General features: G+C 64.8%; 23 protein-coding genes and 1 pseudogene. 13 read left to right on the top strand and 11 right to left on the bottom strand.

Translation table 11 applies throughout. The features are described 5' to 3' along the window. Positions 1 to 5 precede the first annotated feature (5 nt). Entirely contained in the window at positions 6 to 470 is a 465-nt protein-coding gene (locus ACE3OV_RS12630; protein ID WP_374327567.1) for a DUF411 domain-containing protein, read from the top strand. On the opposite strand, the gene ACE3OV_RS12625 is transcribed toward ACE3OV_RS12630, so the two are convergent. Then, complete coding sequence (locus ACE3OV_RS12625; protein ID WP_374327566.1) at positions 461 to 2,797, bottom strand: ATP-binding protein; 2,337 nt, start codon at positions 2,795 to 2,797, stop codon at positions 461 to 463. The two genes, ACE3OV_RS12630 and ACE3OV_RS12625, sit on opposite strands and share 10 nt — an antisense overlap. Positions 2,798 to 2,920: 123 nt before the next feature. On the opposite strand from ACE3OV_RS12625, the gene ACE3OV_RS12620 reads away from it, so the two are divergent. Continuing rightward, entirely contained in the window at positions 2,921 to 4,495 is a 1,575-nt protein-coding gene (locus tag ACE3OV_RS12620; protein ID WP_374327564.1) for a peptide chain release factor 3, read from the top strand. A 137-nt stretch (positions 4,496 to 4,632) separates the two neighbouring features. After that, positions 4,633 to 5,088 (top strand): molybdopterin synthase catalytic subunit MoaE, encoded by a 456-nt coding sequence (gene moaE / locus ACE3OV_RS12615; RefSeq protein WP_374327563.1) that lies wholly within the window; start codon positions 4,633 to 4,635, stop codon positions 5,086 to 5,088. Here the strand turns inward: moaE and ACE3OV_RS12610 are convergent. Further along, positions 5,085 to 6,527, bottom strand: coding sequence for an MFS transporter (locus tag ACE3OV_RS12610; protein WP_374327562.1), 1,443 nt, complete (start codon positions 6,525 to 6,527; stop codon positions 5,085 to 5,087). The two genes, moaE and ACE3OV_RS12610, sit on opposite strands and share 4 nt — an antisense overlap. A gap of 84 nt (positions 6,528 to 6,611) precedes the next feature. On the opposite strand from ACE3OV_RS12610, the gene ACE3OV_RS12605 reads away from it, so the two are divergent. Continuing rightward, a complete protein-coding gene (locus ACE3OV_RS12605) occupies positions 6,612 to 7,565 on the top strand; it encodes a LysR family transcriptional regulator (protein WP_374327561.1) in 954 nt (317 codons plus the stop codon). Positions 7,566 to 7,571: 6 nt separating this feature from the next. Here ACE3OV_RS12605 and ACE3OV_RS12600 read toward each other — a convergent pair whose 3' ends face one another. Next, positions 7,572 to 9,197, bottom strand: coding sequence for a methyl-accepting chemotaxis protein (locus ACE3OV_RS12600; protein ID WP_374327560.1), 1,626 nt, complete (start codon positions 9,195 to 9,197; stop codon positions 7,572 to 7,574). 156 nt (positions 9,198 to 9,353) lie between these two features. Between ACE3OV_RS12600 and clpB the strand changes: the two genes are divergently transcribed. Beyond that, on the top strand, positions 9,354 to 11,936 hold the full coding sequence (gene clpB, locus ACE3OV_RS12595; RefSeq protein WP_374327558.1) for an ATP-dependent chaperone ClpB: 2,583 nt from the start codon (positions 9,354 to 9,356) through the stop codon (positions 11,934 to 11,936). 53 nt (positions 11,937 to 11,989) lie between these two features. Here the strand turns inward: clpB and ACE3OV_RS12590 are convergent, their stop codons facing one another. Further along, positions 11,990 to 12,277 (bottom strand): DUF2502 domain-containing protein, encoded by a 288-nt coding sequence (locus ACE3OV_RS12590; RefSeq protein WP_374327556.1) that lies wholly within the window; start codon positions 12,275 to 12,277, stop codon positions 11,990 to 11,992. 87 nt (positions 12,278 to 12,364) lie between these two features. On the opposite strand from ACE3OV_RS12590, the gene ACE3OV_RS12585 reads away from it, so the two are divergent. The 3 genes from ACE3OV_RS12585 (at position 12,365) to ACE3OV_RS12575 (ending at position 14,941) form a co-directional block, all read left to right on the top strand. Next, positions 12,365 to 13,147, top strand: a complete 783-nt coding sequence (locus tag ACE3OV_RS12585; RefSeq protein WP_374327554.1) for a DUF1684 domain-containing protein — start codon at positions 12,365 to 12,367, stop codon at positions 13,145 to 13,147. 78 nt (positions 13,148 to 13,225) lie between these two features. Continuing rightward, a complete protein-coding gene (locus ACE3OV_RS12580; RefSeq protein ID WP_374327552.1) occupies positions 13,226 to 13,645 on the top strand; it encodes a DUF4395 family protein in 420 nt (139 codons plus the stop codon). Positions 13,646 to 13,819: 174 nt separating this feature from the next. Continuing rightward, entirely contained in the window at positions 13,820 to 14,941 is a 1,122-nt protein-coding gene (locus tag ACE3OV_RS12575; protein ID WP_374327549.1) for a methyl-accepting chemotaxis protein, read from the top strand. Positions 14,942 to 14,983: 42 nt separating this feature from the next. On the opposite strand, the gene ilvN is transcribed toward ACE3OV_RS12575, so the two are convergent. Further along, entirely contained in the window at positions 14,984 to 15,295 is a 312-nt protein-coding gene (ilvN, locus tag ACE3OV_RS12570; RefSeq protein WP_374327547.1) for an acetolactate synthase small subunit, read from the bottom strand. Further along, positions 15,292 to 16,968 (bottom strand): acetolactate synthase large subunit, encoded by a 1,677-nt coding sequence (gene ilvB, locus ACE3OV_RS12565; protein WP_374327545.1) that lies wholly within the window; start codon positions 16,966 to 16,968, stop codon positions 15,292 to 15,294. The genes ilvN and ilvB overlap by 4 nt, the downstream gene beginning before the upstream one ends. Positions 16,969 to 17,371: 403 nt before the next feature. On the opposite strand from ilvB, the gene ACE3OV_RS12560 reads away from it, so the two are divergent. Then, entirely contained in the window at positions 17,372 to 17,698 is a 327-nt protein-coding gene (locus ACE3OV_RS12560) for a hypothetical protein (protein WP_374327543.1), read from the top strand. Then, entirely contained in the window at positions 17,698 to 18,537 is an 840-nt protein-coding gene (locus tag ACE3OV_RS12555; protein WP_374327541.1) for an HDOD domain-containing protein, read from the top strand. Before ACE3OV_RS12560 ends, ACE3OV_RS12555 begins: the two co-directional genes overlap by 1 nt. Here the strand turns inward: ACE3OV_RS12555 and ACE3OV_RS12550 are convergent, their stop codons facing one another. Continuing rightward, positions 18,538 to 18,876 (bottom strand): hypothetical protein, encoded by a 339-nt coding sequence (locus ACE3OV_RS12550; RefSeq protein ID WP_374327539.1) that lies wholly within the window; start codon positions 18,874 to 18,876, stop codon positions 18,538 to 18,540. Between the two features lie 32 nt (positions 18,877 to 18,908). Here ACE3OV_RS12550 and ACE3OV_RS12545 point away from each other — a divergent pair, with 32 nt between their 5' ends. After that, positions 18,909 to 19,460 (top strand): YaeQ family protein, encoded by a 552-nt coding sequence (locus tag ACE3OV_RS12545; protein WP_374327537.1) that lies wholly within the window; start codon positions 18,909 to 18,911, stop codon positions 19,458 to 19,460. Positions 19,461 to 19,505: 45 nt separating this feature from the next. Further along, a complete protein-coding gene (locus tag ACE3OV_RS12540; protein WP_374327535.1) occupies positions 19,506 to 19,982 on the top strand; it encodes an OmpA family protein in 477 nt (158 codons plus the stop codon). A gap of 24 nt (positions 19,983 to 20,006) precedes the next feature. Here the strand turns inward: ACE3OV_RS12540 and ACE3OV_RS12535 are convergent, their stop codons facing one another. From ACE3OV_RS12535 to ACE3OV_RS12525, 3 genes and pseudogenes are all read right to left on the bottom strand, one after another. Continuing rightward, positions 20,007 to 20,720, bottom strand: coding sequence for a zf-TFIIB domain-containing protein (locus tag ACE3OV_RS12535; RefSeq protein WP_374327534.1), 714 nt, complete (start codon positions 20,718 to 20,720; stop codon positions 20,007 to 20,009). After that, on the bottom strand, positions 20,717 to 22,618 hold the full coding sequence (locus ACE3OV_RS12530; protein ID WP_374327533.1) for a U32 family peptidase: 1,902 nt from the start codon (positions 22,616 to 22,618) through the stop codon (positions 20,717 to 20,719). Before ACE3OV_RS12530 ends, ACE3OV_RS12535 begins: the two co-directional genes overlap by 4 nt. A 6-nt stretch (positions 22,619 to 22,624) precedes the next feature. Then, positions 22,625 to 23,447 (bottom strand): annotated as a pseudogene (locus ACE3OV_RS12525) (SAM-dependent methyltransferase). 108 nt (positions 23,448 to 23,555) lie between these two features. Between ACE3OV_RS12525 and ACE3OV_RS12520 the strand changes: the two are divergent. Then, complete coding sequence (locus ACE3OV_RS12520) at positions 23,556 to 23,834, top strand: hypothetical protein (RefSeq protein ID WP_374327532.1); 279 nt, start codon at positions 23,556 to 23,558, stop codon at positions 23,832 to 23,834. 86 nt (positions 23,835 to 23,920) lie between these two features. Here the strand turns inward: ACE3OV_RS12520 and ettA are convergent, their stop codons facing one another. Beyond that, positions 23,921 to 25,585: an energy-dependent translational throttle protein EttA gene (gene ettA, locus ACE3OV_RS12515; protein ID WP_374327530.1), complete on the bottom strand. Its 1,665-nt coding sequence runs from the start codon at positions 25,583 to 25,585 to the stop codon at positions 23,921 to 23,923. Positions 25,586 to 25,612 lie beyond the last annotated feature (27 nt).

Raw genomic sequence — 25,612 nt, 5'->3', positions numbered from 1 at the left:
AGATCATGCTGAACATCGAACGCCGCCGTCTGCTGCTCGCCTCGCTTGCCCTCGGCCTGCCCGGGTTGGCGCTGGCGGCGCCGGCCAAGGTCCTGGTCGAGGTCTGGAAGAGCCCGTATTGCGGCTGTTGCAAGGACTGGATTGCCCATCTCGAAGGCGCCGGCTTCGCCGTCCGCGCCCACGAGGTTGGCGACCTCGATGGCGTCCGGCGCCAGCTGGGCATGCCCGAGCGCTACGCTTCCTGCCATACCGCGAAAGTCGCCGGTTACCTGCTCGAAGGCCATGTGCCGGCCGCCGACATCCGTCGCTTGCTGGCCGAGAAGCCGAGCGCCATCGGCCTCGCCGTGCCCGGCATGCCGGTCGGTTCGCCGGGGATGGACGGTCCGGCCTATAACGGCCGGCGCGATCCCTACGATGTTCTGCTAGTGCGTCGCGACGCCGGGGCGAGTGTGTTTGCCAGCTACCGCTGAGGGCCGTCCAGCCACTTCAGCAACATGGCGAACAGGTGCTCGGGGACGAAGGGCTTGGCGATGAAGTCGTTCATGCCCGCCGCCTCGCAGCGGTGGCGATCCTCGGCGAAGGCGTTGGCGGTCATCGCCAGGATCGGTGTCCGGGCATGCGCGGGCAGCATGCGAATCCGGCGCGTGGCTTCGAGGCCATCCAGGCGCGGCATCTGCATGTCCATCAGGATCAGCCGGTAGTCGCCGCCGCCGGCGAGGTCGAGCGCCTCGTTGCCGTCGCCGGCAAGGTCGACGCAGAGGCCGACATCTTCGAGCATGGCGAGGGTGATTTCCTGGTTGATCGGTTCATCCTCGACCAGCAATACCCGCGTACCGGTGTGGCGGGATTTCAGGGAAACCTCGATGCTCGCCCCGGCTGCTGGGGCGGCTCGCTGCAGTTGCGGGTTGCCCTTGCTCAGGCGGGCGGTGAACCAGAAGGTGCTGCCGACGCCCGGCGTGCTGCTGACGCCGGCTTCGCCACCCATCAGCTCGGCGATGCGGCGGGTGATCGCCAGCCCCAGCCCGGTGCCGCCGTAACGCCGGGTCATCGAGTTGTCGGCCTGTTCGAACGGCGTGAACAGGCGGGGCAGGACCGCTTCGTCGATGCCGATGCCGCTGTCCTCGACTGCGAAGCGCAGCAGGGCGCTGCTGGCGTTTTCCTCGATCTGGCTGACGCGCAGCGTGATGCCGCCGTGCTCGGTAAACTTGATCGCGTTCGCTGCCAGGTTGAGCAGCGCCTGCTGCAGGCGGGTCGGGTCGCCGAGCAGGTGGCGGCAGAGCGGGCCGATGTCGCACTGGATGGCCAAGCCCTTGCCACGCGCCCGTTCGTGCAGCAACGAGGCGACATGGGCGAGCAGGCTTTCCGGTTGTACCGGGATACGCTCGAGTTCGAAGCGCCCGGCTTCGATCTTCGACAGGTCGAGTACGGCGTTGAGGATTTCCAGCAGGTGCTGGCTGGCCGCTTCGAGTTTGCCGAGGCGGTCCATCTGGCGAGGCTCGAGACCGTTCTGGCGGATCAGGTGGGCGAGGCCGGTGATGGCGTTGAGCGGTGTCCGGATCTCGTGCGACATGTTGGCGAGGAAGGCGCTCTTGGCGATGCTGGCGGCTTCCGCCGCTTCCTTGGCCTGGGTCAGCTCGGCGGTGCGGGCGGCGACCAGCGATTCGAGTTCCTGCGAATAACGCTGCAGCGCTTCCGCCTGTTTCAGTTCCTCGGTGATGTCGAGGCTGAGGCCGACCAGGGCGATCGGCTCGCCCCGACCATTTCGCTTGACCGCCTTGATCACCTGCAGTTCGTGCACCTGGCCGTCGGCGAACAACTGCTGCTCGTGCGATACGACGATGCCTTCGCTGCGCAGCGCCGCGGCGTCGGAAACGAGGCATTGCTGGCAGTAGGGTTCGGGCAACAGCTCGCGGTAATGTGCGGCGGCCAGGAAGCGTTCCTCGCTGATCCCGGTCGAATCGCAGAAGCATTTATTGACGAAGACCAGGTGCCCCTTCTCATCCTGCAGCCAGATGCCGATCGGCGCGTTGTCTAGGATCAGCTGCAGGGTTTCGCGTTCGCGGCGCAGCGCGCGCTCGGCTTCGATCTTGTCGCTGATGTCGCGGGCGATGCCGAAGAGACCGATGATCTCGCCGGCCGCGTCATGAATCGGATACTTGCGGTTGTCCACCCAGCCGATGCCGCCGTCCGGGCGGCGGAATTCCTGGATTTCGCTGGCGATCGCCTCGCCGGCGAAGACCTGCTTTTCCAGCCGGTAGTAGTGGTCGGCGTAGCTCTCGGGAAAAACGTCGTAATCGGTGAGGCCGAGCAGTTCGGTCCAGTGCCGGCTGGGATCGGTAATCTTGGTCAGTGTCTGGCTGGCGCCGGTGAAGACGTGGTGGCGATCCTTGAAATAGATGAAGTCGTCGGTGTTGTCCATCATCGCCCGGAAATTCACCATCATGCTGGCGACGTCGATCGGCGCGGCGAGCGCCTTGGCGTCGTTGAGGCGGATTTCGCGCAGGCTTGGATCGCCTGCTTCGGGGGCGATGCACTCACCGTGGCAGCAGCGGATGCGGCCGTCGGCATGGCGCAGGCGAATGTTGAAACGGTAGGGCAGGGGCGTGTCGCTGGCAAAGAGGCGGCTGACGATGTCGGCATCGTCGAAATGGACGATGCCGCCGGTCGCCAAACCGTCAGCCAGCAAAGCAGGCTCGGCAAGACCAAGCAGGCTTTCGCAAGCCTCCGCCGCGAGCAGTTGCGGCGGCGTGCCGGCGCGCAGACGGATGCGGCAGGTGGCGGGCTGTGGTTGGGACATGGCCGTTCCTCCTCGGTGCCGATCTTATACCCGCCATTGTTGCGCGTCACCGGTGTTTTTGCGCGCCGGGTGGCGCCGGGGACAAGGGGTATAATCCGCCGTTTTTCGCCTTTCCGAAACGCCGTGAGCCAGCTCGAACAAGAAATCTCCCGCCGTCGCACCTTTGCGATCATTTCCCACCCAGACGCGGGTAAAACCACGCTGACCGAAAAACTGCTGTGGTTCGGCGGCGCCATTCAGGTCGCCGGTGAAGTCCGCGCCCGCAAGGCCAGCCGCCACGCGACCTCGGACTGGATGGAGCTGGAAAAGCAGCGCGGCATTTCGGTGACCTCGTCGGTCATGCAGTTCCCCTACCGCGAATGCATGATCAACCTGCTCGACACGCCGGGCCACGAAGACTTTTCGGAAGACACCTACCGCACGCTGACCGCCGTCGACTCGGCGGTCATGGTGATCGACTCGGTGAACGGCGTCGAAGCGCAGACGATCAAGCTCTTGAACGTCTGCCGCATGCGCGACACGCCGATCCTGACCTTCATCAACAAGCTCGACCGTGAAGGCAAGGAGCCGATCGACCTGCTCGACGAAATCGAGTCGGTGCTCGGCATCCAGTGCGCGCCGATGACCTGGCCAATCGGCATGGGCAAGCGTTTCCGCGGCGTTTATCACCTCTACGACGACGCCATCGCCTTCTTCGACCCGCAGGCCGAGAAGGGCACGGCCGAGATGATCCAGGGTCTCGACAATCCGCGTCTCGATGAGCTGATCGGTACGCAGGCCGACGAACTGCGCAGCGACATCGAGCTGGTGCGCGGCGCTTCGCACCCCTTCGACGCCGAGGCCTACCTGTCGGGCAAGCAGTGTCCGGTGTTTTTCGGTTCGGCGGTCAACAACTTCGGCGTGCAGAGCCTGCTCGACGCCGTCGTCGACCTGTCGCCGGCGCCCAAGGCGCGGCCGGCGGTGAGCCGTACGGTCGATGCCTTCGAGCCGAAGTTTTCCGGCTTCGTGTTCAAGATCCAGGCCAACATGGACCCCAAGCACCGCGACCGCATCGCCTTTCTGCGCGTCTGTTCAGGCCGCTTCGACCGCGGCATGAAGGTCAAGCAGGTGGCGAGCGGCAAGACCCTGTCGATCAACAACGCGATCACCTTCATGGCGCGCGACCGGTCGACCGCCGACGAAGCCTGGTCGGGCGATATCATCGGCATTCCCAACCACGGCACGATCCGCCTCGGCGAAACCTTCACCGAAGGCGAGGACCTGCGCTTCACCGGCATCCCGTCGTTTGCGCCGGAACATTTCCGTTTGGCGCGCATCGCCAACCCGCTGAAGATCAAGCAGTTGCAGAAGGGCCTGCAGCAACTGGCGGAAGAAGGGGCGACCCAGCTGTTCCGCCCGCTGTCCGGCACCGACCTGATTCTCGGCGCGGTCGGCACGCTGCAGTTCGACGTCGTCGCCAGCCGCCTGGAAAACGAATACGGCGTCCAGGTCATCTTCGAAAGCTACAACTGTTCGACGGCCCGCTGGATCCACGGCGACCCCGGCGAACTCAAGCAGTTGTCCGAGCGCTACAGTGCCAACGTCGCCCTCGACGGCGCCGACGATCCGGTCTACCTGGCGCCGAACAACGTCTATCTGAACATGGTCAAGGAAAAGTATCCCAAGCTGCGCTTCGACGAAGCGCGCGAGGTGGCCTGAGTTAGATACGCTTCACCGCAGAGGCGCGGAGGGCGCAGAGGGACGCAGAGAAATGCGAAGGGATGTCCAGGTTTTGGGTTTCCCTCTGCGCATCTCGGCGTTCTCTGCGCCTCTGCGGTGAAAAATCGGAGGTCGTTATGACAGTACATGTCCAGGAAGCAGATTTCGACGTCGGCGCCGAGTTGGCGGCGCTGCGTGCGGGCGACGCCCGGGTCGGCGCGCTGGCTTCCTTCCTCGGCCTGGTGCGCGACATCAACGACGGCGCCAGCGTTGCCGGGATGACACTGGAGCACTATCCCGGCATGACCGAGAAGGCGCTTGAACAGATCGTCGCCGAGGCGAAAGCGCGCTGGGACATCTACGACGCGCTGGTCATCCACCGCGTCGGCCCGCTCGCCCCCTGCGACCAGATCGTGCTCGTTGCGGTGACCAGCGCGCATCGCGGCGAAGCCTTCGCCGCCTGCGAGTTCATCATGGACTACCTGAAGACGAAAGCGCCGTTCTGGAAGAAGGAAGCGACGGCCGACGGCGGACGCTGGGTCGATGCGCGGGAGACCGACGACAGCGCAGCGGCGCGCTGGCAGCAGCCTTAACGAAAGGTTCGCTGCAGCCGGACCAGCGCGGCCACCGGCAGGACGGCGATGGCCAGCCAGAAGAAAAGTTCGGCCGCCGCCAGCGTCAGCGGCGCCTGCAGGCCGCCCGCCTGTCCACTCAAGCCGTGCAGCGCCAAGGCCCAGTCGGCCTGGGCGCCCTGCGGCTGGGCGGCGTAGAAATGCTGCAGGCCGACGGTGGACAGCGCAATGCTGCTGGAAATGCCGAGCTGGCGGACGATGTTCTTGACCTGGTAGGCGTGCGAAAAGACGCGCGCCGGCAGTTCGCTGAAGGTGCCGAAGGCGACCGGGCCGATGTAGAAGGGCACGGCGATGCCGCAGATGAGTGCCGGCAGTAGCAGGAGCGACCAGTCGGCGAGGCGTCCGGCCTGGCTGAAGGCGAGGCAGGCGAGGGCGTAAAGACCGAGGCCGCCGAGCATGAAATGGCGCTGGCGCGCCACCCGGCGGGCCGCCCAGGCATGGACGACGGCGGCGGCGACGCTGGCGGCGGCGCTCAGGCCGAGGATCACGGCGGTGCTGGCAAGCGACAGGCCGAGGCCGTTGTGGAAGAAGATCGGTAGCAGGAAGCCAAAGGCGCCGAGCATGAAATAGCCCGAGAAATACAGGGCAATCCCCAGCAGGTAGCGCCATTGCAGCAGGCCACGATAATCGATCAGCGGCTTTTCCTTGCGCCACTGCCGCCAGGCGAAGACGGTCAGCGCGGCGATCGAGGCGAGGCCGACGACGAAAACCAGGCGATGCGCTTCGGCGCCGGCCGCCGGGATTTCCTGGATCGCATACTGCAGGCCGAAAATGCCGATCACCAGCCAGAGTAGCCAGCCCCAGTGTTCCTCGCTGCGCTGTTCGGGGGCGACGGTGCTTCGGTCGAGGTACGGCCCGGCGATGCGGGCGATCAACAGGCAGAGCGGCAGCGCTGCCCAGAACAGTGCGCGCCAGTCGAAAGCGGCGAGCAGCACGGCGGCGGCCACCGGCGCCACGGCGGAAGCGCCGAGCAGGCTGGCGATGAAGGCGAGCAGGCCGGGGAAGCGTGCCTCTGCGGGCAGGCGGTTGATCGCCAGGCGCCCGGCGGTGAAGAAGGTGGCGCCGCTGGCGCCCTGCAGTAGCCGGCCGCAGGCAAACTGGCCGAAGCCGCCGGCGGTCGCGGCGAGGATGCCGCCAAGTGCGAAAACGGCCAGCGAAGCGAGCACGAAACGGCGATAGCCGAGGCGTTCGACCATCCATTGGTGCTTGTAGAGCATGTAGATCGAGCTGACGCCGTACAGCGTGTAGGCCAGCGCGAATTGTTCGGGGCTCAGGCCAAGGCCGGCCATGATGTGGGTGGCGCCGAACATGACCAGCCCGGTTTCGAAGAACTCGATGCAGGTGATCGCGGCAATGCTGCGCAGCAGGCCGCTAACCTGCGGTGTGGGGGTGGTGGACATCGTTATCGGGCGGAGGAAAAGCCGGGCAGTTTAAAAGCACGGGTTGAATGCACGAAATCGATTGATATGATCTAGACTATCGACGTGGACGATATTGATTACCCGGCTTTCCGCCGTCTCGACCTCAACCTGCTGGTTGCCTTCGACGCCCTGCTGCGCGAGGGCGGCGTCAGCCGGGCCGCTGCCCGCCTGTGCGTCGGCCAGCCGGCGATGAGTCACGCCCTGGCCCGTCTGCGCGAACTGTTCCAGGACGATATCCTCTACCGCGAAGGCGCCGGCATGCAGCCGACCGCCCGCGCCCTGGCCCTGGCGCCACGTATCCGGCGCCTGCTTGCGGAAGCGCAGGCGGTCACCAGCAGCGTCAACGATTTCGATCCGGCGCGGGTAGCCGGCGACTTCCGGCTGGCCCTCACCGATCCGCTCGAAGCCCTGTTGCTGCCCGGTCTGGTCGCCCGCATCCGGGCCCGGGCGCCGGGCCTGGGCCTGTCGGTGCGGCCGATTCCCGCCTCACGCCAGCTTGAATATCTCGATGCCGGGAAGGTCAATCTCGCGGTCGGTCATTTTCCCGACGTGCGCGAGGTGCATGAGGCGCAGTTGCTGTTTGGCGCCGGCTTCTGCTGCATCTTCAATCCGGCCCTGCTCGACATGCCGTCGCCGATCGGCCTCGCCGATCTGGTCCGTCATCCGCACATCCATACCAGCTATACCGGGGATGCGCCGGGGCTGACTGATCGCCTGCTGGCCGATGCCGGCCTGCAGCGCCATGTCGTGGCGCAGGCGGCGTCGCCGCTGGCGATCCCCTTCGTGGTCAAGCAGAGTCCGCTGCTGGCGGTGGTTCCCGACCTGGTGGCGCGCCTGTTCGTGGCCCATGCCGATCTGGCGATCGAGCCACTGGCGGTGGCGGGAATGGAATTGCCGATTTCGTGCGTCACCCACCGGCGCGACCGGGGCGATCCGCTGGCCGGCTTCGTTGCCGATCAGGTGGCGCAGGCCGCTGCCGCCCTGTTTGGCGAGGCGGCAGCCGGCAATCCGCGGTAAACCGCCTCAGGTCTTGAACTGGGCGACGGCCTGGTGCAGTTCGCCCGATAGCTGGTGCAGGCGGCGCGCGGCGTCGGCCGTCTGGCGCACGGCGATGGCGCTTTCCTCGGACATCTGGGCGATGGTTTCGAGTTTCTGCGCGATGTCGTTGCTGGCCTGGCTCTGCTCCGAAATCGAGTCGGAAATGCCGTTGACCACGAAGGTCACGCGTTGCGCGCCGTCACGGATGCGCTCGATCGAATCGCCCGCCTGATTGGCCAGCTGGACGCCGTTGCCGACCTTGACGACGCCTTCCTGCATGCTGCTGACCGCGCTGCGCGTGCCGTTCTGAATCTTGGTCACCATTTCGGCGATTTCTTTTGTCGACAGGCTGGTCCGTTCGGCCAGCTTGCGCACCTCGTCGGCGACCACGGCGAAACCGCGTCCCTGTTCGCCGGCGCGGGCCGCCTCGATGGCGGCGTTCAAGGCGAGCAGGTTGGTCTGGTCGGCGATCTCGCGGATGGTGTTGACGATGGAGGTGATCTGGTCCGAGCGCTGGCCGAGGTCTTCGACGATCTGCGACGAGGCTTGCACTGCCTCGGAAATCTTGCGCATCTCGCTGGCCGCGTTGTGGATCACCGCGGCGCCTTCTTCCGAGATGCTGCCGGCCTCGCGCGAGATGCCGTGCGCCTCGCTGGCGTTCTCCCTGACCTGGTCGATGCTGACGGCCATCTGCTCGACCGAGGCGGCCATCGACGACGCGGCATCGCTCTGCTGGCGGGCGCGCTCGGCGACTTCGTCGGACGAACCGAGCAGCTGGTCGGCGGCGCTGGCCAGGTGCTGGGCGTTGCTGACGATGGTCGAGATCATCGCCCGCAGTGTGTCCTGCATGGCGCGGATGTCGGCCAGCAGGCTGTCGCCGGGCGGGCAGTCGACTGGCGACGAGAGATCGCCGGCGGCGATGCGCCGGGTGACGGCGGAGGCCACTGAGGGGTCGCCGCCGAGCGTCCTGATGATGTTGCGCGAAACCAGCGTCAGCGAGATGGCAATGAAGCCGCCAATGGCCAGCCCCCACAGCAGCAGCTTGACGGCGTCTTCGCGGAAGCGGGCATCGACGTCGTCGATGTAAATGCCGGAACCGATCACCCAGCCCCAGGGCTTGAAGCCCATGACGTAGGAAATCTTCGGCACGCCGTCCTCGTGGCCGGGCTTGGGCCACAGGTAATCGACGAAGCCGGCGCCCTGGTTGCGGACCACGCTGTTGAATTCGACGAACAGCAGCTTGCCGTTCTTGTCCTTCAACTGGTCGAGCTTCTTGCCGTCCAGTTCGGGCTTGATCGGGTGCATCACCATCAGGTCGTCGAGATCGTTGATCCAGAAGTACTCGACCTCATCGTAACGCATCGCGCGTACCGCGTCGGCGGCGGCCTTTCTGGCCTCGGCATCGCTCAGGCGGCCGGCCAGCGATTCGGCGTGGAAGTGGGCGACCAGTGCCTGGGTCGCCTCGACCAGGTTGCGTACCTTGGCCTCCCGGTCCTCAAGCATGCGCTGCTTGCCGCTGACCAGCAGGACGGCGAACAGGATGATCAGGGCGCCGATGGTGGCCAGCGTCATCGCGGTCAGCTTGCCGCGCAGTGTCATTGATTTTGCCATTTTTTCCTCTTATGGGAATTGCTCTGCACCGGGGAAGCTAACATCCGCTAGTCCATGACGCAATAGGGGTTATTGTTTAAACCGCCAGCAGGGGCTTGAAAATTCACGGCTCGGACGCATCTGTGGGCTATCGAAAAATTACCGCGGGAGTACGCCATGCGATTTGATAAATTCACCACCATGTTCCAGCAGGCGCTGACGGAAGCCCAGAGTCTGGCCAACGGCAACGACCAGCAGTTCATCGAGCCACAGCACCTGCTGCTGGCGCTGCTTGGCCAGGACGACGGCGGCACCTCGTCGCTGCTGGCCCGGGCCGGGGTCAATGTGGCCGGCCTCAAGCGCGACCTGACGCTGGCCTTGAGCCGGCTACCCAAGGTCGAGGGGCACGGCGGCGACGTCCAGGTTGGCCGCGATCTGGCCAATCTGCTGAACCTGACCGACAAGGAAGCGCAGAAGCGCGGCGACCAGTTCATCGCCAGCGAGATGTTCCTGCTCGCCTTGTGCGACGACAAGGGTGAGACCGGCCGCCTGGCCAAGCAGCACGGCCTGCAGAAGAAGGCGCTGGAAGCGGCGATCATGGCCGTGCGCGGCGGCCAGAACGTTGATACGCAGGAGGCCGAAGGGCAGCGCGAATCGCTGAAGAAATACTGCATCGACCTCACCGAGCGCGCCGCCCAGGGCAAGCTCGACCCGGTGATCGGCCGCGACGACGAAATCCGCCGCGCCATCCAGATCCTGCAGCGCCGCACCAAGAACAACCCGGTGCTGATCGGCGAGCCGGGCGTCGGCAAGACCGCGATCGTCGAGGGCCTGGCGCAGCGCATCGTCAACGAGGAAGTGCCGGAAACCCTCAAGGGCAAGAAGGTGCTGGTCCTCGACATGGCCGGCCTGCTCGCCGGCGCCAAGTACCGCGGCGAGTTCGAGGAGCGCCTGAAGGCGGTGCTCAAGGAAGTGGCGCAGGACGAAGGCCGCATCATCCTGTTCATCGACGAAATCCACACCATGGTCGGCGCCGGCAAGGCCGAAGGCGCCATCGACGCCGGCAACATGCTCAAGCCGGCGCTGGCGCGTGGCGAGCTGCACTGCATCGGCGCGACGACGCTGGACGAATACCGCAAGTACATCGAGAAGGACGCCGCGTTGGAGCGCCGCTTCCAGAAGGTGCTGGTCGACGAGCCGAGCGTGGAAAGCACCATCGCCATCCTGCGCGGTCTGCAGGAGAAGTACGAGCTGCACCACGGCGTGGACATCACCGACCCGGCCATTGTCGCCGCGGCGGAACTCTCGCACCGTTACATCACCGACCGCTTCCTGCCGGACAAGGCCATCGACCTGATCGACGAGGCAGCTGCCCGGATCAAGATGGAAATCGATTCCAAGCCGGAATCGATGGACAAGCTCGACCGTCGCATCATCCAGCTGAAGATCGAGCGCGAAGCGGTGCGCAAGGAAAAGGACGAGGCGTCGCAGAAGCGTTTCGCGCTGATCGAGGACGAAATCGCCAAGCTGACCAAGGAATATTCCGACCTCGAAGAAATCTGGAAGGCGGAAAAATCTGCCGTGCTCGGCAGCGCCCAGATCAAGGAGGAAATCGACCACCTGCGCGCCGACATCGCCCGCCTGCAGCGCGAAGGCAAGCTGGAGCAGGTGGCCGAACTGCAGTATGGCAAGCTGCCGCAGCTCGAAGCCCAGTTGAAGGCGGCGGAAAAGGCAGGCGAGGGCGAGCCGAAGCAGAACAAGCTGCTGCGCACCCAGGTCGGCGCTGAGGAAATCGCCGAAGTGGTCAGCCGCGCCACCGGCATTCCGGTGAGCAAGATGATGCAGGGCGAGCGCGACAAGCTGCTGCAGATGGAGGATAAGTTGCATCACCGCGTCGTCGGCCAGGACGAAGCGGTGCGTCTGGTCGCCGACGCGATCCGTCGCTCGCGCGCTGGACTCGCAGACCCGAACCGGCCCTACGGCTCCTTCCTCTTCCTTGGCCCGACTGGCGTCGGCAAGACCGAGCTGTGCAAGGCGCTGGCCGAGTTCATGTTCGATTCCGAGGAACACCTGATCCGCATCGACATGAGCGAGTTCATGGAGAAGCACTCGGTCGCCCGCCTGATCGGCGCGCCGCCGGGCTACGTCGGCTACGAGGAAGGCGGCTACCTGACCGAGGCGGTGCGCCGCAAGCCGTACAGCGTGATCCTCCTCGACGAGGTCGAGAAGGCGCACCCGGACGTCTTTAACGTGCTCCTGCAGGTGCTCGACGACGGGCGCATGACCGACGGTCAGGGGCGTACCGTGGACTTCAAGAACACGGTGATCGTCATGACCTCGAACCTTGGCAGCCAGATGATCCAGCAGATGCAGGGCGACGATTACCAGTTGATCAAGCTGGCGGTGATGGGCGAGGTGAAAACCTATTTCCGGCCCGAATTCATCAACCGCATCGACGAGGTGGTGGTCTTCCACGCGCTGGACGAGAAACACATCGCCGGCATTGCCAGGATCCAGCTCGGCTATCTGGAGAAGCGCCTGGCGCAGCTGGAGATGGGCATCGTCGTCGAGGAGTCGGCGCTGCTCGAACTGGCGAAGGCCGGCTTCGACCCGGTGTTCGGCGCCCGGCCGCTGAAGCGGGCGATCCAGCAGCAGCTGGAAAATCCGCTGGCCAAGGCGATCCTGGAAGGGCGGTTTGCCGCCAAGGATACGATCCGGGTCGCTTGCGAGAATGGCGTGATGCGTTTCAGCCGGGCGTAAACGCCAACGGGCGGGCCCTCAGGTCCGCCCGTTCTGCCGAAGCGAATGGCGTGTCAGCAGCGGCCTTTCCTGGCCTGGCCCGGCGGGCAGAAATCGGGGCCGCGATGGTGCCGATGGCCAGTGTAGTATCTTTCGCCGCGCGGGCCATGGTGGCGTTTCCAGTAGCGAGGCTCGCGCCATTCATAGCCATCCCAGTAGTACCCGCGATCGTTGCGCGAGCCGAAAGTGACGGTGACGCCACCGGCCTGGACGCGGACGTTGCCGATATCGACCCGGATGTCGCTGGCGTTGCCGAACAGTGGGGTGGCGGCGAGCAGGGCCAGGAGCAGGGTTTTCTTCATCAATTTTCTCTCCGGAAATGCAGGAAGTGCATTGGTGGAGACTATAACGCCCGAGGCGTTAAAAAGTTAACGCGAGGGAGCGCACTCATGTCACAAGACAGCTTTGAAGACTGGCGCCAGCGGCGTCATGCCGAACTGGCCGGTCCCGACAGTTGGTTTGGACTGGTCGGCCTGTTCTGGTTGGAAGATGAAGTTTCCCGGGTTGGCAGCGCCGCCGATTGCGTCGTCCGCCTGCCTGCCGGGCCCGCCCATCTGGGCGATCTGCTGATGCGCGATGGCAGCGTCGTCTGGCGTCCGGTGAACGGGGCCGGGCGTCATCTGGCGACTGACCGCGACGGCAAACCCGATGTGGTCAATCATGAACTGCTGTCTTTCTTCATTGTCGAGCGCGACGGCAAACTGGCGGCCCGGGTCCGTGACCGGGGCTGGGCGCAGCAACGGCTTTTCCACGGGCTCGAGCATTTTTCCGAAGATCCGGCCTGGATCGTCGAGGCCGACTGGCTGCCGCTCGATCCGCCGCTGATCCTGGAAGTCCCCAACGTCAGTGGCGACTTGAAGCCGGTGACGGTGGGCTTCCAGGCGCGTTTCGAGATTGCCGGCCAAACGCTGCAACTGCTGCCGATGTCGGTCGGCGACAGCGAGGTCTTCTTCGTTTTCCGCGACCGGACCAGCGCTCGCGAGACCTACGGCGGCGGCCGTTTCCTGAAGGTGAAACCCGCGGCGGACGGCAGGATCCGTCTCGATTTCAACCGTGCCTTCAATCCACCTTGTGCGTTCACACCGTTTGCCACCTGTCCGCTGCCGCCGCCGGAAAACTGGCTGCCCCTGGCGGTGACGGCGGGCGAAAAGCGCTGGAATGGAGCACACTGAAACAAGCGATCGAGCATTGCTCTGCTGCGTTGCAACATGCTAATATAAGTGTCCAATTATAATCTGATGGAGTCTGCCATGTTGCGTTTCGATATTGCGCCGGTCTGCTCGAATGCCTACCGCCTGCAGGCGACGATGAGTTTCGCCATCGCCGCGCTCTACCTGTTTACGCCCTATCAGTGGGTTTCGCTTCTGCTGGCGCTGGGCGGTTTTCTGCGCGGTTTTGTTTCACCGCACAAATGCTTTTCCTATCTGGCTTTTGCCGGTGTCACCGGCAAGCTGGGGATCGCCAAGCTGCAGAATGCCGGGTCCAAGATGTTTGCCGACAAGATCGCCGGTATCGCCGGTACGGCGATGTTCGTCACCTGGTTGCTCGGTTCCGGCGTCGGCGTGGTGCCGGCCTATGCCATCCTGATCTTCGCCTTCATCGACCTGGCGACCGGCTTTTGCGCTGCCTGCTGGGCCTATGGCGCCTGGTACAAATTCCGCGCAGCCTGACACATTGTCAGCGCAATGAAAAAGCGTGGGCGACCACGCTTTTTCGTTTTGTGGGGGTCAATTCCCCATAGTAAAATCCGAATCCATAAAACCGACTATACGGTTACGACAGCAAAAACTACATAGAAGGCACTTTCCAACCGGGAGCGTGCCGTTGCGGATGAGGGTTGTACGATGTTCTGGAGCAACAATCGCCGAGTCGGCGAGCTTGAAAGCTCGCTGGCCGAAGGGTCGCGCCGTGAAGCGGCGTTGACCGAGGAAATCGCTGCGCTCCGGCGCGACCTGGCGGCACAGGCCGTGGCGCAGCGCGAGAAGGAAGTCGAGTGCGACACCCTGCGCGAGATCGTCCGCAACCTGGCCCTGTTCGGCGATTCGCTGGGCAGTTCGCAAGCCAGCCTGGGCGACATGGCCAACCTGCTGAAGGAGGAGAAGCAGCAGGCCGTCCAGGCGGCTGAAGTCTCCCGGGCGAGCGGCCAGACGACCACCGAGATCGCGGCCAACCTGCACCGCCTGGCCGAGGATTCCGCCCAGGCCGCCCGCGAGGTCGATGTGCTGGCCCACCAGGCGGGCGAGATCGGCGCCATCGTCCAGCTGATTCATGAAATTGCCGACCAGACCAATCTGCTGGCGCTCAACGCGGCGATCGAGGCGGCCCGGGCCGGCGAGGCCGGGCGCGGCTTCGCGGTGGTGGCGGACGAGGTGCGCAAGCTGGCCGAGCGGACCGCCAAGGCAACCAAGGATATCGACGGCCTGGTGACGGGCATCCGCCGCGATTCGAATTCCGCCAAGACGGCGATGGAAACTCTGGCCCACACCGCCGACGACTACAGCGAACGCGGTAACCGGGCGACCGACGACATGAACCGCCTGATTGGCCTGTCGCAGAAGATGGAACAGGTGATTGCCGGCAGCGCGCTGAAAAGCTTCGTTGAAGTGGCCAAGGTCGATCACCTGGTGTTCAAGTTCCGCATCTACCTCGGCCTGTTCGGTATCGAGCAGCTTGATCCGGCGAAGGTCGCCTCGCATACCACCTGCCGGCTCGGCAAGTGGTACTACGAAGGCGAAGGGCGCGACTGCTTCAGTCGCCTCGGGGGCTACCGCGAGATCGAAGCGCCGCACATCGACGTTCATCGCTACGGTATCGAGGCACTGAAATCGCGGCTGGCTGGCGACCATCAGGGCATGCTGCGCCATGTCCAGGCGATGGAAAGGGCGAGCATGCAGGTTCTCGACAGCCTGCAGCGGATGGCCGACGGCGCCGCCGACAGTCCGGACCTGCTCTGCCTGTCGCACTGATCCGGCGTCTGACAACGACAACCCGGCCGAGGCCGGGTTGTTTCATGGCCGGAAATATTCCTCCAGTTCGGCGAAGACCGCATGCTCGGCGTGGTGCCGCTGGACGCTGGCAACGTCCTCGAGTTTTTCCAGTTGCCGGATCATCTGCGGCAACCGCTGGTCTTCATTGACCAGCAGCCAGATCCGGCTCTGCCGGCCGTCGCCGACCGGCAGGCAGAGGATGCCTTCGACGTTGTAGGCGCGACGCGAGAAGAGGCCGACGACGTGCGACATCACCCCGGGGTGGTTGGCGACGTCGATCTGCAGCACGGCACGCGCCACGGCGCGGGTTTCGTTGCGGGTCAGGGCGTTCATGCTTGGGTTCCGATCATGTCACGGTTGGCGGCGCCGGGCGGCACCATGGGATAGACCTTCTGCAGCGCGTCGATGCGGGCGTGGATCAGGCACGGGCCGGGACGGGCGAAGGCGTCGGCGAGCGCCGCCAGCGGGTTGGCGGCGGCGTCGAGATCGACCGCGGCAATGCCGAAAGCGCGGGCGGCGGCGGTGAAATCGGGCAGCACCTGGAAGGTCGAGGCCACCGGACCCTGGCCGTAAAACAGCGTCTGCTGCTGATGCACCAGGCCGAGTACGGCGTTGTCCATGAGCACGATCTTGAGATTGGCCTGCACCTCGGCGGCGGTGACCAGTTCCTGGATGTTCATCAGGATCGAGCCGTCGCCAGTGAAGCAGATCACCGTCCGCTCGGGGGCGGCGAGCGCGGCACCGATCGCCGTCGGCACGCCGAAGCCCATCGTCCCCAGCCCGCCGGAAGTCAGCCACTGGCGCGGCCGGCGCAGCGGGTAGGCCTGCGCCACCCACATCTGGTGCTGGCCGACGTCGGTGACGATGATCGCCGCGTCGTCCACGCAGGCGGCGACGCAGCGGATCAGCCCGAAGTGCGAGCGCGGATCGGCCAGCCCGGGCAAGGGCTGCGGGTGTTCGGTCTTCAGCGTGGCGACGCGCTCGTTCCAGGCACGCCGGGGATTCTCCGGCACCAGCGGCAGCAGGCGGGCGAGCGCTTCGCCGAGGTCGGCGACGATGCCGACGTGGGCGGCCTTGATCTTGTCCAGTTCGGCGGCGTCGATGTCGATGTGGACGATCTTCGCCTGCGGGCAAAAGGCGGCGACCTTGCCGGTGGCGCGGTCGTCGAAGCGGGCGCCGACGGCGATCAGCAGGTCGCATTCCTCGAGCGCCAGATTGGCACAGGGCGCGCCGTGCATGCCCAGCATGCCGAGCGACAGCCGGTGATCGACCGGCATCGCGCCGAGCGCCATCAGCGTCATCACGGTCGGCAGATTGGCTTTTTCGGCCAGCTCGGTCGCCAGCCGCGAGGCGCCAGCGTGGATGACGCCGCCGCCGAGATAGAGGATCGGCTGGCGCGCCGCGCCGATCAGCGCTGCCGCTTCGGTCAGCGCCATGCCGTCGGCCGGCGCCACCGGGCGGCGGCAGCCGGGAGCGGGCCAATCGGCGACCTCGATGGCGCGGCTCTGTATGTCCTTGGGAATGTCGATCAGCACCGGCCCGGGCCGCCCGGAAGCGGCGATGGCGAAGGCGCGGGGAATCACCTCGAGCAGTTCCTCGGTCGAGGAAACCAGGAAGCTGTGCTTGGTGATCGGCAGCGACAGTCCGTAAACATCGACTTCCTGGAAGGCGTCGGTGCCGATCATCGCCCGCGGCACCTGGCCGGTAATCGCCACCAGCGGAATCGAATCGAGCTTGGCGTCGGCGATCGCCGTCAGCAGGTTGGTCGCGCTCGGCCCCGAAGAGGCGAGGCAGACGGCGACTTCTCCGGAGACCCGGGCCATGCCCTGGGCAATGAAGCCGGCGCCCTGTTCGTGGCGGGGCAGGACGTGGCGGATCGTCGTCGATTCGCCGAGGGCGTCGTAGATTGGCAGGATGGCGCCGCCCGGGTAACCGGTCAGCACGCGCACGCCCTGGCGTTCGAGGAGACGCACGGTGATCTGCGCGCCGGTGAGGGTTTCGGTCATTGAGAACTCCTTGTGGTTTCTGGCGATTCCGGGAGGCTCAATGAAAAACCCCGCCGGTGGCGCCGGCGGGGTTTGCGGGAAACTGTCTGCTGCTTACCCGATCCGCGACGGCGCGTGCGCGACGACACCTACGACGATGACGCGTACGAGGACCGGCGATACTACGCGGGCAGCAAGCGGCGGGTGGGTCGGGGTGGCGGTCATGGACGTTGCGGGATGAGGAAAGCAGCGGAGTGGAGACTATCGCCGATTTTTCGGCGAAAAACAACAATGGGATGAGCAGGGTTATTGCCCGGTCGATTGGCGGGCTTGTCGACAGTACGCCAGCTTCCGGCGATCATGCCTTGACCTGTCTGGTAAAAAGTGACAGATTCAACTCAAATAACAAATATTGGAGAACGCAATGCGGCAGCGTCTGCATTACATCCCGATTTCCGACGCAGTCGAAGGCATGGTGCTGGGGGCGCCACTGGCCATCGCCGACCACGGCGTGACCAATTTCACCTTGCCGGCCGGCAATCCGTTGACCGAAGGCAACCTGCACCAGATCGCCATGCGCCACGGTGAATTCGTCTGCATCCGCGAAGACGATTCGCGCAGCGATGCCGAGCGCGATGCCGATCTGGCGCGGGAAACGGCCCGTCTGGACCGTATCTTCGCCCAGGCCGACCGCTCGCAGCCGGCGCTTGCCGCGCTTTATGCCGCGGTGCTGGCTTACCGGAGTCTGTGATGCCGCTACGCCTGAGTGAAAGCGATATCGTCCGTCGGTCGGCGCTGTTGCCGGCCTTTCCGACCGTGGTCAACGACCTGTTGCAGACGCTGGACGACGACAGCGCGACGATCGGTGCGCTGATCCAGCTGGTCGGGCGCGATCCGGTGATTACCGCGCGCGTGCTGTCGATCGCCAATGCGGCAGCGATGGGCGGGCGCAACCAGCGCGATCTGCGTGACATGCAGGTTGCCGTCTCGCTGATCGGTCTCGCCAAGCTCAGGGAGATCGTGCTGACCGTGGCACTGGCCGAGTTTTCCCGGGAAAGCCGGATGGGCAGCCATTTCTGGGCGCACAGCGTGGCGGTCGGCGTGGCCGCCCAGGAACTGGCGCGGATCGGCCACCTGTCGCAGGATTTCTCGCTGGTCTGCGGCTTGCTGCACGACATCGGTCAGCTCTGGATGGCACGTTGCCATCCACTGGAGTTCCAGTTGCTGCGCATGAGCCTGGAACAAGACGACGGGCTCGACATCATCGACGCCGAGCGCCAGGTGTTCGGCGTCGATCATTGCGCTATCGGCCGCCTGTTGGCGACGGCCTGGCATCTGCCGGCATCGGTGGTGGCGGCGATCGAACATCACCATGACATCCAGCCGCCGGCCGACAAGTTGGTCGCGGTGACCCACGTGGCGGAAGTCGTGGTCAACGCCCTCGACCTTGGCGGGCAGCAGAACTCGCGCGTCAGCAATCTCGCCGCGAGCGCCTGCGAGCTGATCGGTCTGAACTGGAACGACGACCTGGGTTATCTGTTTGGTCGCATCGAGGCGCGCAGCCACTATCTGTCCCGCATCTTTTTCTGATCAGCCGGGCGTCGTGCCGCCATCGAGCAGCAGCGGCCAGATCCGCCAGTGTCCGCAGGCCGAGCGGGCGCGGCGTTCGCTGCCGTGCCAGCCGCCGCCGTCGCACAGACCGACGTCGGTGTCGGCGGCGATGGCAACGTTTCCCGGGGGGCTGCCGATGGCGCGCGGGCCGCTCCAGCACTGGCAACTGGCGCAGCGCTTGCGGGCGACGGGCTGCAACAGCGGCGTGGCGTTCATCCGGCTGAGGCTGGTGCTGGCAGCACGGCGACGAGTTCTTGCGACATGGGGTTCTCCGGCGGGTTCGTGGCTGCGGCGGCGCGTCGTTCTGCCTGCCGCCATGGGATAATCGCCCACTTTTCCCGGGGGCTGCAATGGCGCTCAAATCCACCGTCTTCAAGGCCGAGCTGCAAGTGGCCGATCTCGACCGCGGCCACTTCGCCGATTACCCGCTGACCGTCGCCCGTCATCCTTCGGAAAACGACGAGCGGATGATGGTCCGTATCCTCGCCTTCGCCCTTTACGCCGGACCGGACCTGGCCTTCGGCAAGGGGCTGTCGAGCGACGACGAATGCGCGCTGCAGGAAGTCGATCCTTCCGGCGTACTGCAGACCTGGATCGAGGTCGGCCAGCCCGACGAAACGCGCATCCGCAAGGGCTGTCATCGCGCCCGACGGGCGATGGTGCTGACCTACGGCGGACGCTCGGTCGATGTCTGGTGGCAGCAGATCGCGCCGCAACTCGCCCGTTTCGACAACCTGACGGTGTTGCGCCTGACGGCCGAGGAAACGCAGGCGCTGGGGGGGCTGGCGTCGCGTTCGATGCAGCTTTCCTGCACCGTTCAGGAAGGCACGGTGTGGCTGGCGGCCGGCGAGCGTTCGCTGCAACTGCACCCCGACACACTGTTGTGTCCGAATGCTGGGTAGAATGCCGCGGTAATTTTCCTTCTTCCTGAAATGAGGTTGCCCAGCATGTCCAGTCAAGACGAAAACGAAACTCAGGGTGTGGTGTTCGGCGTTCTCGCCGGTGTCATCTTCGGCGTCATCGCGCTGGTCGCCGGTCTCGGCGTCTGGAAGGCGAACCAGACGGCGCCGGCAGCGATGGTGGCGGCGGAAAGCGATATCGCGCCGGTCGGCGAGGCGCTGGCCAAGGTCTATTTCGCGGTCGGTTCGGCGGCGCTCGGCGAAGGCGACCTGATGGTCGTCGCGCAGACGGTCGATGCCCTGGCCGCGAAGAGCGACGGCATTGTCCTGCTTTCCGGTTTCCATGACGCTTCCGGTGATCCGCAACAGAACGCCGAACTGGCCCGACAGCGGGCGCAGGCGGTTCGCGATGCGCTGGTCGCCGGCGGCGTGGCGGCTGAAAAGGTCAGGATGCGGCGCCCGGAATCGACGCTGGGTAGCGGCAGCGCCGAGGAAGGGCGGCGGGTCGAGATTCGCGTCCAGTAGTCCGGGCCCGGCCCGGGCTGTTTTTTAGCGGCGCAGGACGCGCCACAACAGATCGACGCCGGCGACGACCAGGTCGCCGATGTCGAGGTTGTTGAAGCGTTCGCGCTGCTCGCGTTCGAAACGCGATTTTTCCCGTTCGCGCATGACGATGGCGTCGCCGAGCATTTCGACGTCGCGCCGGCTGCGCTGGACCTCCGCCTGATCGAGCCGGTTCAGGGTCTTTTCGACGGCGCTCGGGTCGAGGATGGCGATTGGCGCCCGGCAGTGGCGGCAGGCGTGGTCCTGGCGGATGTCGATCGGCGCGCCGCAACCGGTGCAGCGGACGATGCTGACCTTGCTCGCCAGTTCGTCGATTTCGGCCGGCGACAACTGGCGGACGAAGCCCTTTTCGATCATCAACTGGGCGAAGGTCGTGAACCGTCCATGCTTCTGCAGGCAGCGGTGGTAATTGAACTGGCCGCCGTGTTTGGAGACGTCGAGTCCGTGCAGCAGGCGCTCGCTGCAGCGCGGGCATTGCAGCGCGTCGCGTAGCGGCAGGCGGGGCGCTTCGCGGTATTCGTGGATCAGGCGGAAGAGTTCGATGACGCCGCCCGGCGTGATCTGCACGCTTTCGAATTCGTCGAACCAGACACCGTGGCAGTGGAAGCAGAGGTCGAGAACGACCTCGCCGTGCAGGTTGCGTTCAAAGCGCCGCTTTTCCATCGGCTGACCGCAGGAGGGACAGGGCGTCGGTTTCATCCGCAGGCGGCGGTCGGCCGGATGCTACCGAGGTTGAGGGTGACGCCCTTCTTCATCTTGCCGACGACGTGCATTTCGCAAGCCTTGCAGTCGAACTTGAGGATCAGCTTTTCGTTGCCGTTGATCAGCGTCATCGGGTCCGGCTTCAAGTGTTTCACCTCTTTCGGACAGAGGTTGAAACTATAGCGCAGGCAGTGGCGGGTGATCATCAGCGAGACCATGCCTTTTTCATGGCCGGCCTCGTAGGCTTCCTCGATCAGCCGCACGCCATGTTTCTCGTAGAAGGCGCGGGCCTTGGCGTTGAAGACGTTGCCGAGGTAGCTCAGTTCGTCCTGCGGGTAGGGTGCAGGATCGTCGGCCGGCGCCGCGCGCGGCGGCCGTGGATGGCTGGCGAGGCGGGCGGCTTCGAGTTTTTCCGCCGCTTCACGGCGCAGCGCGTTGATCGCGCCGACCGGCAGGAACCAGGGCTGCGTCAGTTGCAGCTCGATGCTTGCGGCGACGAACATCGTGTTGCCGAACTTGCCGAGGTTTTCCTTCAGCTTGGCCTGTGCGGCTTCCGGGTTCTGCGCCAGTTCGCGGCCGATCCGCTCGTCGCGCGGCAGGGTGACGGCGACGCTGACCTGGTCTTCGTCGCTCAGGGTGAGCACGAAAGCGTCGGCCTGTTCGGCGAAAACCGCCTTGACGGCGACGCGGCGCTCAGCCGAATCCTTTTCCAATGCGCGTTCGAATTCCTGGTCGCGGTTGCGGAACAGGGTGGTGCCTTCGCTCAGCTCGGCCGGGATTTCCATCGGGAAAAGCTTTTTGCCTTCGACCCGGTTGATGCGCATCCCCTGGACGTCACCGTGCGCGTCGTGAAAGCAGACGCCGTCGCCGTTGTGGAAGGTTTCGGCGGTGTTGACGGTGAGCCAGCCGTCGCCAATCTCTTCCACCTCGCCAATCGGCTGGCCAACAAAAGCCGGCGAATCGAAGGCGCCGATGTCGTCCTGGCGGCCGCCGGCGAAATAGTCGGTGTAGCCGCGGTTGAAGGTCTTTTCCGGCTGCGGCGTGAAGGTGAAGCTCGAACGGCCGCTGGAAGCGCGGACGTAGCGCGGGTCGGCGGCGATGATCTCGTCGAGCAGCGCGCGGTAGTGGGCGGTGATGTTCTTGACGTAGGACAGGTCCTTCAAGCGGCCCTCGATCTTGAACGAGGAGACGCCGGCCTCGATCAGCGCACGCAGGTTGTCCGACTGATTGTTGTCCTTCATCGACAGCAAGTGCTGGTTCTCGGTGATGGTCTTGCCCTTGTCGTCGACCAGCGTGTAGGGCAGCCGGCAGGCCTGCGAACATTCACCGCGGTTGGCGCTGCGCCCGGTGTGGGCGTGGCTGATGTAGCACTGTCCGGAATAAGCGACACAGAGCGCACCATGCACGAAGTACTCGAGCGACAGCGTCGTCGCGGCGGCGACCTGGCCGATTTCGGCGATGCTCATCTCGCGCGCCAGAACGATCTGCGAGAAGCCGGCGTCTTCCAGGAACTTCGCCTTGGCCGGGTTGCGGATGTCGGTCTGGGTGCTCGCATGTAGCTGAATCGGCGGCAGATCGAGTTCGAGCAGGCCCATGTCCTGGATGATCAGCGCATCGGCGCCGGCCTCATATAACTGCCAGGCGAGCTGACGGCTGTCTTCGAGTTCGCTGTCGTGCAGGATGGTGTTCAGCGCGACGAAGACCTTGGCCCGGAAACGGTGGGCAAAATCGCACAGGCGTCGGATTTCGCCGACATCGTTGCCGGCGCCGTAACGGGCTCCGAAAGCCGGGCCACCGATGTAGACGGCGTCGGCGCCGTGCTTGATGGCTTCGATGCCGAAATCGGCATTTTTGGCCGGGGCGAGGAGTTCGAGAGGGTGCAGGATTCGCGTCATGGCGCCTTAGTAGGTGAAACGGGGGGCAAGTTCCTCGATATTGAACTCGCGCAGGATGGCTTCGGCCCGTTCGCGGGCGTTCTTGCGCGGCTTGCCGCGCTGGCTGGCGATGATCAGTTCGTTCTTCATCGAGTGCTCCCAGCCGACCAGTTCGGTGACGGTGACGTCATAACCGTGCGACTCCAGCAACAGGCAACGCAGCACGTTGGTCAGGTGGCTGCCCAGTTCGCGGGTATGGATCGGGTGCCGCCACAGTTCCGACAGCGGCGTCTGCGCCAGCGATTCGGCCTTGCGCGCCCGCATCGTCGCGGCGACTTCTGCCTGGCAGCAGGGTACCAGGACGACATGGCGGGCTTGTCGTGACAAAGCGAAACGGATCGCGTCGTCGGTCGCCGTATTGCAGGCGTGGAGGGCGGTAACGACGTCAACGGACGCCGGCAAGTCGGTCGAGGCGAGGGCTTCCTCGACCGTGCTGGCGATGAAGCGCATCCGCGGAAAGCCCAGCCGCTGCGCCAGTTCGCAGGATTTTTCGACGAGTTCGCGGCGGCTTTCGATGCCGATGACCTCGCCGCTGGCACGACTCTTGATATAGAGATCGTAGAGGATGAAGCCGAGGTAGGAACTTGCCGGCGCCGTGATCGACCAGGGTTTCCATGCCGTCGAGCAGGGGCTCGATGAACTGGGCGAGATGGTAGACCTGCTTGAGCTTGCGGCGGCTGTCCTGGTTGAGTTTGCCGTCGCGCGTCAGGATGTGCAGTTCCTTGAGCAGTTCGATCGACTGCCCGGGACGGATTTCCGGGATGGCGGCGGTGACGTTCTGTTTTTTCATGGTGGCGATTATCTCATTCAAACTTTGCCAACTTGCGTGTCAACCGGAACACGATCGCCTCGTTAATGGAAGCATGGTGCAATCGCACCGTATCTCACGGAGAAATGAATGGGCAGTCTGAGCAACGAATCCTTCGAGCAGTTTCTGGATTCCCTGAAGAAGGCAGGTATCTCGATTTCCAACGAAGCCCAGTTGCGCGAGCGGCTGGCCGAGGCACAGCGCTGGCGCTACGCTTTCCAGACACTGGCCGCCAACGGCAAGAGCATCGGCATCTGTTTCGAGGACCATTCCGACGGCAGCAACCAGGCCGAGATCGAACGCGCCTTCGTCGAATTCCAGTTTTCCGAAAAGAGCAAGGCGGTATTCTCCGCCAGCCTCAAGCACTGATTAACGAATTAATCACCACATGACAACAGACGGGCGCCACCAGGGCGCCCGTCTTGTTTTGCAGCGGCCAACGGCGGCCGCTTGCCTCAGCGGCTGATCGGCTTGTAGCGGATGCGCTTGGGCTTGGCGCCTTCTTCGCCCAGACGGCGGCGCTTGTCCTCTTCGTATTCCTGGTAGTTGCCCGGGAAGAAGGTCCATTGCGATTCGCCTTCGGCAGCCAGGATGTGCGTGCAGATGCGGTCGAGGAACCAGCGGTCGTGGGAGATGACCATGGCGCAGCCGGGGAATTCGAGCAGGGCGTCTTCCAGGGCGCGCAGGGTTTCGACGTCGAGATCGTTCGACGGTTCGTCGAGCAGCAGGACGTTGCCGCCGGACATCAGCGTCTTCGCCAGGTGCAGGCGACCGCGCTCGCCGCCGGACAGGTTGCCGACCAGCTTGCCCTGGTCGCCGCCCTTGAAGTTGAAGCGGCCGATGTAGGCGCGGCTGGGCATCTCGAATTTGCCGATCTGCAGGATGTCGCTACCTTGCGCCAGTTCGTCGAACACCGTCTTCGAACCATCGAGGCAGTCGCGCGACTGGTCGACGTAGGCAAGCTTGACCGTCTGGCCGATTTTCACCTCACCCGAATCCGGCTGTTGCTGGCCGGTGATCATCTTGAACAGCGTCGATTTACCGGCGCCGTTCGGGCCGATGATGCCGACGATGGCGCCGGGCGGGATGGTGAAGCTGACGTTGTCCATCAGCAATTTGTCGCCGAAGCACTTGCTGACGTTGTTGAACTCGATGACCTGGTCGCCCAGGCGCTCGCCGACCGGAATGAAGATTTCCTGGGTCTCGTTGCGCTTCTGGTATTCGTGGCTGGACATTTCCTCGAAGCGGGCCAGGCGGGCCTTGGACTTGGCCTGGCGCGCCTTCGGATTGCTGCGCACCCATTCCAGCTCCTGCTTCATCGCCTTCATGTGGGCGTCGACCTGCTTGTTTTCGGTCTCCAGGCGGGCTTCCTTCTGCTCCAGCCAGGACGAGTAGTTGCCCTTCCAGGGGATGCCGTGGCCGCGGTCGAGTTCGAGAATCCACTCGGCGGCGTTGTCGAGGAAGTAGCGGTCGTGGGTGACGGCGACGACGGTGCCGGGGAAGCGGACGAGGAACTGTTCCAGCCATTCGACCGATTCGGCGTCGAGGTGGTTGGTCGGCTCATCGAGCAGCAGCATGTCGGGTTTGGAGAGCAGCAGCTTGGCCAGCGCGACGCGGCGCTTCTCGCCACCGGACAGGACGCCGATCTTTGCGTCCCAGGGCGGCAGGCGCAGCGCGTCGGCGGCGATTTCCATCTGATGTTCGGTGTCGGCGCCGCCGGTGGCGATGATCGCTTCCAGGCGGGCCTGTTCTTCGGCCAGCTTGTCGAAATCGGCTTCCGGATCGGCGTAGGCGGCGTAGACCTCGTCGAGCTTGGCCTGCGCCTGCATGACTTCGCCGAGCGCCGATTCGACTTCCTCGCGCACGGTCTTGTCAGGGTCGAGCTGCGGTTCCTGCGGCAAGTAGCCGATCGAGACACCGGCCAGGTGTTGGACCTCGCCGTCGTATTCCTTGTCGACGCCGGCCATGATCTTCAGCACGGTGGACTTGCCGGCACCGTTGAGGCCGAGCAGACCGATCTTGGCGCCGGGGAAGAAGGAAAGGGAAATGTCCTTGATGATCTGCCGCTTGGGCGGAACAATCTTGCTCACGCGGAGCATACTCATCACATACTGAGCCATGAATCTGCCTGTCAAAAAAAGGGGGAA

This window comes from Azonexus sp., assembly GCF_041909095.1.
Taxonomy (GTDB): domain Bacteria; phylum Pseudomonadota; class Gammaproteobacteria; order Burkholderiales; family Rhodocyclaceae; genus Azonexus.
This window is presented reverse-complemented; position numbering and strand designations above follow the sequence as displayed.

Bases quoted from the DNA above. Each gene is read 5' to 3' on its own strand.
- ACE3OV_RS12530 (WP_374327533.1), bottom strand. From the start codon at position 22,618: ATGACGCGAATCCTGCACCCTCTCGAACTCCTCGCCCCGGCCAAAAAT.
- ACE3OV_RS12560 (WP_374327543.1), top strand. From the start codon at position 17,372: ATGCGGCAGCGTCTGCATTACATCCCGATTTCCGACGCAGTCGAAGGC.
- ACE3OV_RS12550 (WP_374327539.1), bottom strand. From the start codon at position 18,876: ATGGCGGCAGGCAGAACGACGCGCCGCCGCAGCCACGAACCCGCCGGA.
- ACE3OV_RS12520 (WP_374327532.1), top strand. From the start codon at position 23,556: ATGGGCAGTCTGAGCAACGAATCCTTCGAGCAGTTTCTGGATTCCCTG.
- moaE (WP_374327563.1), top strand. From the start codon at position 4,633: ATGACAGTACATGTCCAGGAAGCAGATTTCGACGTCGGCGCCGAGTTG.
- ACE3OV_RS12610 (WP_374327562.1), bottom strand. From the start codon at position 6,527: ATGTCCACCACCCCCACACCGCAGGTTAGCGGCCTGCTGCGCAGCATT.
- ACE3OV_RS12600 (WP_374327560.1), bottom strand. From the start codon at position 9,197: ATGGCAAAATCAATGACACTGCGCGGCAAGCTGACCGCGATGACGCTG.
- ilvB (WP_374327545.1), bottom strand. From the start codon at position 16,968: ATGACCGAAACCCTCACCGGCGCGCAGATCACCGTGCGTCTCCTCGAA.
- ACE3OV_RS12575 (WP_374327549.1), top strand. From the start codon at position 13,820: ATGTTCTGGAGCAACAATCGCCGAGTCGGCGAGCTTGAAAGCTCGCTG.
- ACE3OV_RS12535 (WP_374327534.1), bottom strand. From the start codon at position 20,720: ATGAAACCGACGCCCTGTCCCTCCTGCGGTCAGCCGATGGAAAAGCGG.
- ACE3OV_RS12555 (WP_374327541.1), top strand. From the start codon at position 17,698: ATGCCGCTACGCCTGAGTGAAAGCGATATCGTCCGTCGGTCGGCGCTG.
- ACE3OV_RS12625 (WP_374327566.1), bottom strand. From the start codon at position 2,797: ATGTCCCAACCACAGCCCGCCACCTGCCGCATCCGTCTGCGCGCCGGC.
- ACE3OV_RS12540 (WP_374327535.1), top strand. From the start codon at position 19,506: ATGTCCAGTCAAGACGAAAACGAAACTCAGGGTGTGGTGTTCGGCGTT.
- ACE3OV_RS12545 (WP_374327537.1), top strand. From the start codon at position 18,909: ATGGCGCTCAAATCCACCGTCTTCAAGGCCGAGCTGCAAGTGGCCGAT.
- ACE3OV_RS12590 (WP_374327556.1), bottom strand. From the start codon at position 12,277: ATGAAGAAAACCCTGCTCCTGGCCCTGCTCGCCGCCACCCCACTGTTC.
- ilvN (WP_374327547.1), bottom strand. From the start codon at position 15,295: ATGAACGCCCTGACCCGCAACGAAACCCGCGCCGTGGCGCGTGCCGTG.
- ACE3OV_RS12630 (WP_374327567.1), top strand. From the start codon at position 6: ATGCTGAACATCGAACGCCGCCGTCTGCTGCTCGCCTCGCTTGCCCTC.
- clpB (WP_374327558.1), top strand. From the start codon at position 9,354: ATGCGATTTGATAAATTCACCACCATGTTCCAGCAGGCGCTGACGGAA.
- ACE3OV_RS12580 (WP_374327552.1), top strand. From the start codon at position 13,226: ATGTTGCGTTTCGATATTGCGCCGGTCTGCTCGAATGCCTACCGCCTG.
- ACE3OV_RS12585 (WP_374327554.1), top strand. From the start codon at position 12,365: ATGTCACAAGACAGCTTTGAAGACTGGCGCCAGCGGCGTCATGCCGAA.
- ettA (WP_374327530.1), bottom strand. From the start codon at position 25,585: ATGGCTCAGTATGTGATGAGTATGCTCCGCGTGAGCAAGATTGTTCCG.